At 70.8% G+C, this 12,194-nt stretch carries 9 protein-coding genes; 6 read left to right on the top strand and 3 right to left on the bottom strand.

Going from position 1 to position 12,194, the window contains the following annotated elements; genetic code table 11:
- Window positions 1-119: 119 nt before the first annotated feature.
- The 3 genes from FRANEAN1_RS34195 (at window position 120) to FRANEAN1_RS34185 (ending at window position 3,084) form a co-directional block, all read left to right on the top strand.
- Window positions 120-1,325, top strand: coding sequence for an amidohydrolase family protein (locus FRANEAN1_RS34195; RefSeq protein ID WP_020464248.1), 1,206 nt, complete (start codon window positions 120-122; stop codon window positions 1,323-1,325).
- Window positions 1,326-1,454: 129 nt separating this feature from the next.
- Window positions 1,455-2,651: an SRPBCC family protein gene (locus FRANEAN1_RS34190; RefSeq protein WP_020464247.1), complete on the top strand. Its 1,197-nt coding sequence runs from the start codon at window positions 1,455-1,457 to the stop codon at window positions 2,649-2,651.
- Window position 2,652: 1 nt separating this feature from the next.
- On the top strand, window positions 2,653-3,084 hold the full coding sequence (locus FRANEAN1_RS34185) for a nuclear transport factor 2 family protein (protein ID WP_020464246.1): 432 nt from the start codon (window positions 2,653-2,655) through the stop codon (window positions 3,082-3,084).
- A gap of 90 nt (window positions 3,085-3,174) precedes the next feature.
- Here the strand turns inward: FRANEAN1_RS34185 and FRANEAN1_RS34180 are convergent, their stop codons facing one another.
- The gene (locus FRANEAN1_RS34180; protein ID WP_020464245.1) at window positions 3,175-3,366 is read right to left on the bottom strand and encodes a ferredoxin; all 192 of its coding nucleotides are present in this window, start codon (window positions 3,364-3,366) and stop codon (window positions 3,175-3,177) included.
- Window positions 3,367-3,475: 109 nt separating this feature from the next.
- Complete coding sequence (locus tag FRANEAN1_RS34175) at window positions 3,476-4,291, bottom strand: SDR family NAD(P)-dependent oxidoreductase (protein WP_020464244.1); 816 nt, start codon at window positions 4,289-4,291, stop codon at window positions 3,476-3,478.
- 235 nt (window positions 4,292-4,526) lie between these two features.
- Here FRANEAN1_RS34175 and FRANEAN1_RS34170 point away from each other — a divergent pair, with 235 nt between their 5' ends.
- Window positions 4,527-5,603: a Zn-dependent alcohol dehydrogenase gene (locus FRANEAN1_RS34170; protein ID WP_020464243.1), complete on the top strand. Its 1,077-nt coding sequence runs from the start codon at window positions 4,527-4,529 to the stop codon at window positions 5,601-5,603.
- Between the two features lie 135 nt (window positions 5,604-5,738).
- Here the strand turns inward: FRANEAN1_RS34170 and FRANEAN1_RS34165 are convergent, their stop codons facing one another.
- Window positions 5,739-6,929, bottom strand: coding sequence for an RNA-guided endonuclease TnpB family protein (locus FRANEAN1_RS34165; RefSeq protein ID WP_020464242.1), 1,191 nt, complete (start codon window positions 6,927-6,929; stop codon window positions 5,739-5,741).
- Between the two features lie 96 nt (window positions 6,930-7,025).
- On the opposite strand from FRANEAN1_RS34165, the gene FRANEAN1_RS34160 reads away from it, so the two are divergent.
- Complete coding sequence (locus FRANEAN1_RS34160; protein ID WP_020464241.1) at window positions 7,026-8,339, top strand: amidohydrolase family protein; 1,314 nt, start codon at window positions 7,026-7,028, stop codon at window positions 8,337-8,339.
- On the top strand, window positions 8,336-12,055 hold the full coding sequence (locus tag FRANEAN1_RS34155; RefSeq protein ID WP_020464240.1) for an indolepyruvate ferredoxin oxidoreductase family protein: 3,720 nt from the start codon (window positions 8,336-8,338) through the stop codon (window positions 12,053-12,055). Before FRANEAN1_RS34160 ends, FRANEAN1_RS34155 begins: the two co-directional genes overlap by 4 nt.
- Window positions 12,056-12,194 lie beyond the last annotated feature (139 nt).

Below are 12,194 nucleotides of genomic sequence, written 5' to 3'. Positions count from 1 at the left end.
TGGCGCAGGTAGCGGACCGTTCGTCGACCAGCCCGGCGGTTTCACTGGTGCTCCGGCTGCGCGCTGAGCTACCATATACGTGAGCGTTCGCTTTCTTGCGCCGAAGTCAGGGAGGACTTGTGTCGTTCAGCTGGTTCATTTCGGTCGACGACCACCTCATCGAGCCGGCGCGGCTGTGGCAGGAGCGCCTGCCACAGCGCTGGCGCGACACCGGGCCCCGCATCGTGCGGGACGGGAAGTCGGAGTTCTGGGTCTACGAGGACCGCCAGATCGTCACCACCGGCCTGAACGCCGTGGCGGGCAAGACCCGCGAGGAGTTCTCGCCGGAGCCGATCTCGTACGACGACATGCGCCCCGGCTGCTACGAGCCCGCGGCCCGGGTGGCCGACATGAACCAGGGCAACGTGCTGTCGTCGATCCTGTTCCCGTCGTTCCCGCGGTACTGCGGCCAGGTCTTCCACGAGGCCAAGGACAAGGAGCTCGGGCTGCTCTGCGTCCAGGCGTGGAACGACTTCATCCTGGAGGAGTTCGGCGCGGCCTACCCCGGCCGCTTCATCCCCATGATGATCATTCCGTTGTGGGACCCGGTGGCAGCGGCGGCCGAGATCCGGCGGACGGCGGCCCGCGGCGGCCGGTCGATCGCCTTCTCGGAGAACCCGACCAAGCTCGGTCTCCCGTCGATCCACACCGACTTCTGGGAGCCGATGTTCGAGGCCTGCAACGAGACCGGCTACGTGATCTCGATGCACGTCGGGTCGTCGTCCAACCTGATCCGCACCTCGCCGGACATGCCGACGCTGGCCTTCATGGCCTACTCGGCGGCGGCGAACCAGGCCGGCACGTTGCTGGACTGGCTGTTCAGTGGCATTTTCGACCGGTTCCCGAACCTCAAGATCGCTCTTTCCGAGGGCTCGATCGGCTGGATTCCGTACTTCCTGGAGCGGGCTGAGCAGGTCATCGACAAGCAGCGGTTCTGGGCGTCGCGGTTCGATATCGACATGAACGCCTCCCACGAGCGCGGTGAGGCCAAGGGCGAGGCGAAGTTCAACCTCGACACCAACATTCGCCAGCTCTTCGCCGACCACGTTTTCGGCACCTTCATCGAGGACCAGGCCGGCGTCCGCCTGCTCGACATCATCGGTGAGGACAATGTGATGCTCGAGTGCGACTACCCGCACTCGGACTCCACCTGGCCGGACACCGTGAAGCTGGCCGGCGGCTGGCTCGGGCACCTTTCCGACGAGGTCCAGCACAAGATCACGATCGGGAACGCGGCCCGCGTCTACAACTTCACGCCTGCTGACCCGGCGACCATCACGCTGTGAGCTCGGTCGGCGTCTCCCGGACGGGAGTCGCCGGCTGGCGGCACCGGCAGGAATCATCACGACCGCGGCCTCGTTCCGGTCACGGGATTCAGCACCCGCGGAGAATCTTTCAGAACGATGGGAGTGACCGTGGACAGAGAGGCTTTTGACCACGAGCTGGTGCGCCGGCTGATCGAGCACGTCGAGAACCGGACCACCGACCAGGCCGAGTCGGTCCTCGAGGTGTCCACGGACATCTACTCGGCCGAGCACTACCGCGAGGAGGTCGAGGCGCTCTTCCTCGACCAGCCGCTCGTGCTGGGCCTTTCGGGCGCTCTCGTCGGGCCGGACTCCTACCGGACGGTCGACATCCTCGGGACGCCGATCCTGCTGACCAGGGACGCCAAGGGCCAGGTCCGGGCGCTGACGAACGTCTGCCGCCACCGCGGCGTGCGGCTCGTCGACGGCGCGGGCAAGGCCGCGCGGTTCAGCTGTCCGTTCCACTCGTGGAGCTACGACAACGAGGGCAGGCTGGTCGGGGTGCCCTCGGCGGAGTACTTCGAGGGGATGTGCCTGGAGGACAAGGGCCTTGTCGAGCTCCCGGTCGCCGAGGGCTACGGGCTCATCGTCGGGCGGCTGCGCCCCGGCCAGCCGCTCGACATCGACGACTACCTCGGCCCGGAGCTCGCGGGCGAGCTCGAGATGCTGGACTTCGCCAACTGGGAGCAGCACAGCGAGCCGCACCCGCACGAGGTCGCCGCGAACTGGAAGGTCACCCTCGACACCTTCCGGGAGAACTACCACTTCAACTATCTGCACCGGAAGACGCTGCGCACCTACGCCTACGGCGGGGTGCTGACCTTCGACCCGCTCGGGCGGCACCTGCGCAACGCCTCGGCGCTGCGTTCCATCGACGCGCTGCGGGACACCCCGGAGAGCGAGTGGGGCGACGTCACACAGCACTTCAGCCCGCAGTACTCGCTGTTCCCCAACACCTGCCTGACTTTCGACAGCCGGCACGTCGAACTGTGGCAGATCCTGCCCGTCGACAGCACCACGTCGCGGGTCCTGCACTCGGTCTACCTGCGTCCCGGGCTGTCCCCCGAGGAGCGGGCCAAGGCCGTCGACATGGCGCCGTGGATCTGCGAGACGGTGGTGGACGGTGAGGACTTCTGGGTCGCCGGCCGCACGGAGCCCGGCATCCGGGCCGGGATCGTCGACACGGTGGTGTTCGGGCGTAACGAGCCGGCTCCGCAGCACCTGCACCACGGTTTCACCGAGACGATCCAGGCGTACCGGGAGCGCAAGGCCGCGCAGGCCGGCGAGTCCGCCCCGGCTGGGAAGTGACGTGGGCGCCGAGGAGAAGGCGACCGAGTCGGAGTTCGACCCCAAGGACTCCGTCGCGCTCGTCGAGGAGCTGGCACGGCGGTTCCTCTCCGCGGACATGGACGGCGCGTTCGCGCTTTTCGACCCGGAGATCCGGATGCAGCAGCCGGCGTCCCTGCCGCACGGCGGCTGGTACGAGGGCCACGCCGGCGCGCAGCGGATGGGCGCCGAGTTCGGCAGGTACTGGAGCCGCGTCATCAGCCCACCCAGGATCGTCGGGTGCGGTGAGCTGGTCGTCCAGCAGACCACCCAGACCTGGACGGCGAAGTCCACCGGCCGCTCGGCGACGGTGGACGTGGTCGAGCTGTTCACGGTGACGGGCGGACTGGTCCGCGAGATCCGTGTCTTCCAGCAGGACACCCATCTGCTGATGGGGACGCTCGACGCCAGCTGAGGCGGACACCGGCCGAGACCGCGGTCCGCACAGGCCCGAAGAAGCCCGCCGGCGCATCACGTGCCGGCGGGCTTCTCTGGTCTGGCGACCTCAGTCGCTGACGGTGATCGCACGCTCCGGGCAGTTGCGGGCGGCGTCCGCCGCCTGCTCGGCCAGCTCCGCCGGGACCTCCGGCAGGATGACCGTCCCGTGGCCCTGCTCGTCCAGCTCGAAGACGCTGGGGCTGATGTCCCAGCAGCGAGCGTGCCCCTCGCACCGGTCCGGGTCGACCTCGATACGCACGGGTCCTCCTTCACTCGTGGCCCGGCGGCAGCCCTGCCGCCGGACCGGTCGGAAAGCGTGGTGGTGGTCTCTGATCAGTGGTGGTCTCTGATCAGGTTGTGGTCGCTGGTCAGAACGTGGCGGACAGGGCCCATGGCCCGTTCGGGAACGGCCTGCCGAGGTATTCCATGCTGTAGGTGATCCGCCCGGTCAGCTCCGCGGGGTTCCCGCTGCACAGCAGCAGGGCCGCGTCGGCCATGGCCTCGTCCGGTTCCACCGGGGCGTTGTCCGGAGTGTGTGGCGAGACGGCGGCGACACCGGGCGTCATGACCAGCCCGGACGTCCCGAGTGCGTTCACCGCCACCCCGGTGCCCTCGAGCTCCGCGGCCAGGCCGGTGGTCAGGCGGTCCAGCGCGGCCTTGCACATGCCGTAGGGGACGCACCCGTCGCTGGCCCACTCCGGGTAGGGCGGGCCGATCGGGTGCCGGGCCTGCTTGGACGTGATGTTCACGATCCAGCCCTGCCCGCGGCTGACCATCCCGGGAACCACGAGCTGGCAGAGCCGGAACGGGGTGTGGACCATCATCTGGAACATCAGCCCGTAACGGCGCGGCGGGATGTCGAGCGCAGGTCCGTAGAAATTGACCCCGGCGTTGTTGACCAGAATGTCCGCCGGGCCGACGGCTGCCTCCGCACGTTCGATGATCGTCTCGACGTCGTCGGGAGCGGTGAGATCGGCGGGAATGGCGACGGCGTGACCGCCGCCGGCCTTGATGTTCTCGATCACTTCGGTGATCGAGCCTGGCAGCCGGGAAGTACCGGCGTCGACCGTGCGCGCGACCAGGGCGACCGCCGCCCCCTCCGCGGCCAGGCGCGCGGCGATGCGCGACCCGATACCGCGACTGGCGCCGGTGACGATTGCTACGCGGCCATCCAACGATCCCACGAAAACCTCACGATCGACGTCGTCGCGCCGGGCCCGGCACGCCATGGGACGGATCCGTAGGGCGCCATGCTAACAGGGTGCTCACATACTTACCTGCCTGGAGTGGAGCTGATCCCAATACAAGTGGAGCCCTCGACGGACCTCTTGTGGAGTGAGCGGTTACTGAAATATCCTCGGCGTTGCGCGCGGCCCCCTCACGGTCCCTGGGCCGGCGGTGCTGATGGGAGGATCGCCAGTGCGGGTCGCTGTCGCGTACGAGGCCGAGAAGCCGCTGGTCGTCGAGGATCTCGACCAGCCCGCCGTGGGCCCGCGGGATGTGCTCGTGCGCATCGCCGCGAGCGGTATCTGCCATACCGACCTCCACGTCATCAACGGGCACTCGCCGCTGCCGCTGCCGATCGTTCCCGGTCACGAGGCGTGCGGTGTGGTCGAGGAGGTGGGCTCCGAGGTCCGCCGGGTGAAGGTGGGCCAGCGGGTGCTCGCCGCGGTGTCGCCGGCCTGCGGCACCTGCTGGTGGTGCGTCAACGGCATGTCCAACCACTGCGAGCTCGGCGGGCCGGTCAAGGCGGCGCCGCGGTTCACGCTGGCCGACGGCCGCACCGCGGCCGCCGTGTGCGGCTGCGGCACGTTCGCCGAGGCGATGGTGGTCGACGAGGCCTCGGTCGTGCCGACCAACACCGACCTGGCCGACGAGGAGCTGGCGCTGCTCGGCTGCGGGGTGACCACCGGGCTCGGCGCGGCGCTCATCACCGCCGGCGTGACCCCCGGCTCGTCCGTCGCGGTGATCGGCTGTGGCGGGGTCGGGCAGTCGGTGATCCAGGGCGCGCGTATCTCCGGCGCGGCCACCATCATCGGCATCGACCTCGTGCCCGCCCGCCGCGAGGCCAGCCTGCGGGTCGGCGCGACCCACGTGGTCGACCCGGCGGAGGCCGACCCGGTCGAGCAGGTGCGCGCGCTGACCGAGGGGCGCGGTGTGGACTTCAGCTTCGAGGTCGTCGGCCTGCCCAACCTGATGGTGCAGGCCTTCGACATGGCACGTAAACAGGGAGCGGTCACGCTGGTCGGCATGCCGACCACGACCGCGACCCTGACCCTGCCGGCCATCTCGGCGATCTTCTCCGGCAAGCGCCTCGCCGGTTCCGTGGTGGGCGGCGCCCAGATCCTGCGTGACATGCCCAGGTTCATCCGGCTGGCCGAGACCGGCCAGCTCGACCTCGGCGGCATGGTGTCCAACCGGATCCGGCTGGACGACATCAACGAGGGCATCGCGCTGCTCGACCGCGCCGAGGGCACCCGGACCGTGATCATCTAACGGCGGTCGTCTGAAGGTTGCGCCGAGAGCCGACCCCGGGTGACCCTCGGACAGGGGCTCGCCGCCGACGTGTCGTGTCGGGAGGGAACGCGAACTTGACGTCATCCCCCGCGTGAACGCGGGGGATTTCAACTCCTACCCATCCACCAGAGGAGGCGTGGAGTGTTGAGGTTCGCGGTTCGCGGCCAATGCTGCGCCTCCCCGCGCGGTCACGGCCCGTCCAGCCGCGATGTTGCATGCAGCGTTCACGTCCGCGTTGGCCGTGTGTCCGCAGGCGACGCACCGGAACACCGCTTGGCTCTCGCGGTTCCCGGGCGCCACATGCCCGCAGGACGAGCAACACTGACTGGTGTAGGCGGCCGGGATCTTCTCCACCCGGCCGGGTGCTTTCTGTTCCAACCGCCGGGCAAGCAGACCCCAGCCGTTGGCGAGGATGCCCCGGTTCAGTCCGGCTTTCTGCCGAACATTCCGGCCCGGCTGTTCGACAGTGCCTCGGGCCGACCGGGTCATGTTCGTGATGCGGAGATCTTCCACCCGGATGACGTCGAACCGGCGGGCAAGATCGGTGGAGGTTTTCTCCACCCAGTCTTTCCGCCGGTCGGCCTCCCGGGCCTTCACCCGGGCGATCTGGGTCCTCAGCCGGCCGCGCCGGTTCGACCCGCGTGTGGCTTTCGCCAGCCGGCGCTGGAGCCGGCGGAGTCGTTCGGCTTCCTTCGGCCTCAGCGTCGGGCAGGACAGCCGCTCCCCGGTGGACAGCGCCGCGGACACGGCGACACCCCGGTCCACACCGACGACCTCGCCGACCTCACCGGTTCCTGGCGCGGGGACCGGGTCGGGTGCTACGGCGAACGCCACATGCCAGCGGCCCGCCCGGTCCCGGGTCACCCGGTACGACCTGAAGTCCGGGATTATCCGCGACACGCGGAACTTCACCCAGCCGACCTTCGGGATCCAGCATTGGGACCACTTCCGGTTCAGCTTCTCGACCCGTGCGTTCTTCCCTACGATCTGGAAACCCTCGGACCGGCCACGTTTCCGAAAGGTCGGGTGGCGGTGCGAGCCGTTGAAGAAGTTCCGTATAGCCTGGTCGAAGTCTCGAAGCGCCTGCTGCTGAACGGTCTGCGAACCGGCTCGCAGCCACTCGAACTCTGCCCGCGCTTCGGTCAACTGCCGGCAACGCTCCGCATGGTTCGGCGCCCTTCCCTGGCCGGGCTTCCACCACGACTGCTGTTCGACCGCAAGATTCCAAACAAAACGCGCGTGCCCGCAGTGCTCCTCGATTCCAGCGACCTGTTCGGGTGCCGGGTCGAGCCGGTAGCGGGACATACTCTCATTCTACCGAAAGGATTCGCTCATGCGGTCCAGTAAGGGGCGCCCTTTCCTGCCCGGCCTGAAGGCCGGGGTATCCACGGCAAGATCCCGATGACCGAGCGCATCTTGATCAGGAACGCGAAGATACTCACCTGCTCCGCGCCGACTCCGCGGGCCGTGCCCGGCGTGCCCGGCGGCGGTTCCGGCGCCGGGGCCAACGTCGGCACCGGGCCGGACGTCATCGCCGACGGCGACCTCCTGATCGAGGGCGACCGGATCGCGCGGGTGCGGGCGGGGCGGATCGAGGTCGACTCCGGCTCGGCCCGCGTCATCGACCTGCACGGGGCGGCCGTCTTACCCGGCCTGGGAGACGCGCACGTGCACATGAGCTGGCCGCTCGACTTCGTCTTCGACCACGTCTCCGTCGCGAACGCGCCGGCCGCGCCGCACGCGCTCGACGTCGCCGCCGTGGCCCGGACGTTCCTGGAGAGCGGCTACACGCTCGTCGTCGGGGCAGGGGTCTCCCAGCCGTTCGACGACGTGCGCACCAGGGACGCGATCGAGCGGGGCCTCATCCCCGGCCCGCGGGTCATCCCCAGCGGCACGATGATCACCGAGCGGGGTGCGATCAGCGCGGACACCGGGATGACCTCGGTCGTCTCCGACGCCCGGGACCTCCGCGAGGTCGTCGCCCGCCAGTGCGACACCGGCGTCCGGGCGTTGAAACTGTTCGTCTCCGGGGACGGCATCGTCCCCGAGTACCCCTCCGACGACCTCTACATGAACGACGAGATGCTGTCCGCGGCCGTCGACGAGGCCGACCGGTACGGCGCGTTCATCACCGTGCACGCCCGCGGGTCGGACAGCGTCGCGATGGCGGCGCGCAACGGGGCCCGGGTCATCCACCACGCCTGCTTCCTCGACGACAAGGCGGTGCACGAGCTGGAGGCCCGCCGGGACGACGTCTGGGTGTGCCCCGGCCTGCACTACCTGTACGCGATGGTCAGCGGCCACGCCGAGCCCTGGGGCGTCACCCCGGAGAAGATCGAGCGGTCGGGCTACGAGAAGGAGTTCCGCGCCCAGGTCGAGGGCATCGGCATGCTGCGCGAGGCGGGCATCCGCATCCTGGCCGGCGGCGACTTCGGCCACCAGTGGACAAAACACGGCACCTACGCGGCCGAGCTGCAGCGTTACGTGGAGCTGGTCCACATGTCGCCACAGGAGGCGATCAACACGGCGACCCGGAACATGGGCCCGCTGGTGGGCCTGGACGTCGGCCAGATCCGCGCGGGCTACCTCGCCGACCTGCTGATCGTCGACGGCGACCCGCTCACCGACATCACCGTGCTGCAGGACCCCGACCGCCGTCGCGCGGTCGTCAAGGGCGGGCGGTTCGCCTACGTCAACCCGCGGATGTTCCCATGATCGGGGCGACCGGCGAGCGGGCGGCGTCCGGCGACGTGATCGAGGCGCCCCCGCTGGAGGGCCCGCCCGTCGCTGATCCGCCCGCGGTCGAGGCCCCGGTGCCCGCCCCGGCCGCGGCGGCGCTGCTCTCCGGAGTCGAGACCCTGGCGCGCCTGCTCGTCGTGCGCGAGCGGCTGGATGCCAAGGACGGCCTGACCACCGGGACGATGGTGTCGGGCTACCCGGGCTCGCCCCTGGGCACGTTCGACCTGACCCTGGACAAGCTCGGCGACAAGCTGGCCGAGCACCGCATCCTGCACCGGCCGGGGCTGAACGAGGAGCTCGGCGCGGCCGTCGTGTGGGGCAGCCAGATGGGCGCCGTCAACGGCTACGCCGGCGTCGACGGCGTCGCCGGTGCCTGGTACGGCAAGACCCCGGGGCTCGACCGGTGCGGGGATGTCCTCAGGCACGCCAACGCGATGGGCGCCGGCCCGAACGGCGGCGTCGTCATGTTCTGCGGCGACGACCCGACCGCCAAGTCGTCCACCCTGCCCTGCGACAGCCAGTACACGTTCGAGGACGCCTGCATCCCGGTGCTGTTCCCCGGTGACCAGCAGGAGGTTCTCGACCTGGGCGTGCACGCCTACCGGATGTCCCGGTACTGCGGATCCTGGGCCGGGATGAAGATCGTCACCGCGGTGGCGGACGGCATCGGCAGCGTCGACCTCGACCTCGACCGGCACACGCCGGAGGACCCCGAGGACATCCTGGTCGAGGGCCTGCCGTGGCGGCACCGGCCGCAGGCGAAGATCGGCCCGCACGCGGTCGCCGGCCAGGAGGCGCTCGTCGTCGACCACCGGCTGCGCGCCGCGCAGGCCTACGTCCGGCACAACGGCCTCGACCGGGTGGTCGGCGCCCGGGCGGGCGCGCCGCTGGGCATCGTGTGCGCCGGCAAGACCTACTTCGACGTGGTCCAGGCGTTCTCCGATCTCGGTGTCCGCCCCGACGGCCTTGCCGCCGCCGGCGTCCGCGTGCTGAAGCTCGCGATGACGTACCCGGTGGTCGAGAGCACCGTCGTCGAGTTCGCCCGGTCGGTCGAGGAGATCCTCGTCGTCGAGGAGAAGCGGCCGTTCATCGAGACGCAGCTGCGGTCGATCCTGCACCAGGCGGGGATCATGGTCCCCGTCGCGGGCAAGAAGGACCTCGACGGGCGCGCGCTGCTGTCGACGGTCGGCGAGCTGGACCCGGCCGCGGTCGGCAAGGCACTGACCCGGGTCCGCCCGGCGCTCGCCGCCGGTCGCCGCGACGAGCCGCGGCGGATGTCGCTGCCGCTGCTCGCGCTGCCGTCCCGGCCGCCGGGCTTCTGTAGCGGCTGCCCGCACAACCGCTCGACGATCTTCCCGGACGGTGCCCTCGTCGGCGGTGGCGTCGGGTGTCACGGGATCATGTACTTCGAGACCCGGCACCAGGGCATGACCAGCCTGCCGCCCACCCCGATGGGCGCCGAGGGCGTGCCCTGGATCGGGCTGGCGCCGTTCGTCGACGAGCCGCACCTCATCCAGAACCTCGGTGACGGCACGCTGAGCCACTCCGGCATCCTGGCGATCCGGGCGAGCGTCGCCGCCGGCGTCGCCGTCACGTTCAAGATCCTGTACAACACCGCGGTCGCGATGACGGGCGGCCAGGACGTCGTCGGCCTGATGGACGTCCCGGCGATGACCCGGGCGCTGGAGGCCGAGGGCGTGCGCCGCATCGTGGTGTGCGCCGAGGACCCGAAGCGCTACGGCCGTCGCGCCCGCTGGGCACCGGGCGTCAAGGTGCTCGGGCGGGACCACCTCCCGGAGGTGCAGGAGGAACTGCGGGGCGTGGCCGGCGTCAGCGTGATCATCTACGACCAGCGCTGCGCGGCGGAGTCGCGGCGGCTGCGCAAGCGCGGGCTGCTGCCCGAGCCGCCCCGGCGGGTCGTCATCAACGAGGCCGTCTGCGAGGGGTGCGGCGACTGCGGCACCAAGAGCAACTGCCTGTCGGTGCTCCCGGTGGAGACCGAGCTCGGCGTGAAGCGGCGCATCGACGACCTTTCCTGCAACCGCGACTACACCTGCCTGGACGGCGACTGCCCGTCCTTCGTCACCGTGCAGCCCCGGTCGCGGACCTGGCCGTGGACGAGGTCCCCGGCGAAGCGCCGGGCCCGCAGGGCGAGCGCCGAGCAGGCCGCGGGTGCGTCCGCCGGGACGGGCGAGTCGGTGCGGCCGACCCTGCCCGCCGGTACCCTGCCGGCGCCCGCCAACCCGGGTGTCGACGGCCAGTACGGCATCTACGTCACCGGCATCGGCGGGACGGGCATCATCACCGCCAGCCGGATCCTCGCGGCCGCGGCCGAGTCGGCCGGGCTCGTCGTCGGCGGCGTGGACCAGACCGGCCTGTCGCAGAAGGCCGGGGCCGTGGTCTCCCACCTGCACCTGGCGGCGACCAGGGCCGAGATCGGCTCGGCGACGGTCGGCCCCGGCGGGGCCGACCTCTACCTCTCCGGCGACATCCTGCAGGCCGCCGGCGGGCCCCAGCTGGAACGGGTCCGCCCCGGGCACACCGTGGCGGTCGTCGAGACCGAGCTGATCCCGACCACGTCGATGCTCCAGGGCGGCGCGACCGCGCCCGCCGACGAGGATCTGCGCAGGGCGATCACCGACCGGGTCGGCCCCGAGCGGGTCGCCTTTATCGCCGGGCGGCAGATCGCCGAGCAGGTGTTCGCCGACCAGCTCCTCGGCAACGTCGTCCTGCTCGGCGCCGCCTTCCAGCTCGGCGGGCTGCCGTTCACGCTGGACGACGTCGAGAACGCGATGCGCCGGCAGGGTAAGGCCGCGGCGAAGAACCGGGAGGCCTTCGAGTGGGGCCGCTGGGCCGCGCACGACCCGGCGGCCGTCGAGGCCAGCCTCGCCGGGCCCGCGGCCACCGGGCCCGCGGCCACCGGGTCGGCGGGCGCGGAGGCCTCCGGCGCCGGTCCGGAGCCGGGCCGGCGGCCCGGCCTCACCGACCCGTCATCGGCGGCGCTGACCCGCGCGGTGGCGCTCGTCGCCGAGCGCCCGCTGCCCCCGGCGCTGCGTGACCTGCTGGTCCGCCGGGCCGCCCAGGTGATCGACTACTCGGGCGACTCGCTGGCGCGGCGCTTCCTCGGCCTGGTCGAGCAGGCGTCGGCGCGCGATGACGAGGCCAGGGGGTGGGAGCTCACCCGGGCGGTCGCCGACTCCTGGCACAAGATCCTGACCTACAAGGACGAGTACGAGGTCGCCCGGCTGCACCTGAAGACGGACTACGACGACGTCGCGCGTGACCTCGGCATCGACGGGCCGTACAAGGTGACCTACCACCTCCACCCGCCGGCGCTGCGCCGGCTGGGCATGTCGAAGAAGATGCCGATGGGCCGGCCCTACGCCGTCGCGTTCCATGGCCTGCGCGCGATGAAGCGGCTGCGCGGGACGCCCTTCGACATCTTCGGTTACGACCCCGACCGCCGCACCGAGCGGGCCGTGATCGCGGAGTACGAGGCGCTGATCACCGAGCTGGTCCGACCGGTGCCGGCCGGGGCCGCCGTCGCCTACGAGACGCTGGTCCGGGCCGCCGAGTCCGTGCAGTCGGTCAAGGGCTATGCGGAGATCAAGGAGGCCGCCGTGGAACGGTGGCGCGCCGAGATCGCCCAGCTGCGGCGCGACCTGGTACCGGCCACCGCCGGGCTCGACTGACCGGACGGTGGCCTGCTGTCCGGCCGCCGTCCGGGTGGGTCGTGGGGCTCGTTCGCGGGTGCCCCACGGCTCGATAAGTGAGCGAGTATTTGCTATCTTCTGGGAACTATCGTTGCCGCGGGCGACCGATCGGAGTTTC

The organism is Parafrankia sp. EAN1pec (assembly GCF_000018005.1).
Taxonomy (GTDB): domain Bacteria; phylum Actinomycetota; class Actinomycetes; order Frankiales; family Frankiaceae; genus Parafrankia; species Parafrankia soli.
The sequence above is the reverse complement of the archived record's forward strand: the minus strand, read 5'-3'. Positions and strand labels throughout refer to the sequence as shown.

Excerpts from the sequence above, each read along its gene's own strand:
- FRANEAN1_RS34165 (WP_020464242.1), bottom strand. The coding sequence starts at position 6,929 with ATGTCCCGCTACCGGCTCGACCCGGCACCCGAACAGGTCGCTGGAATC.
- FRANEAN1_RS34160 (WP_020464241.1), top strand. The coding sequence starts at position 7,026 with ATGACCGAGCGCATCTTGATCAGGAACGCGAAGATACTCACCTGCTCC.
- FRANEAN1_RS34155 (WP_020464240.1), top strand. The coding sequence starts at position 8,336 with ATGATCGGGGCGACCGGCGAGCGGGCGGCGTCCGGCGACGTGATCGAG.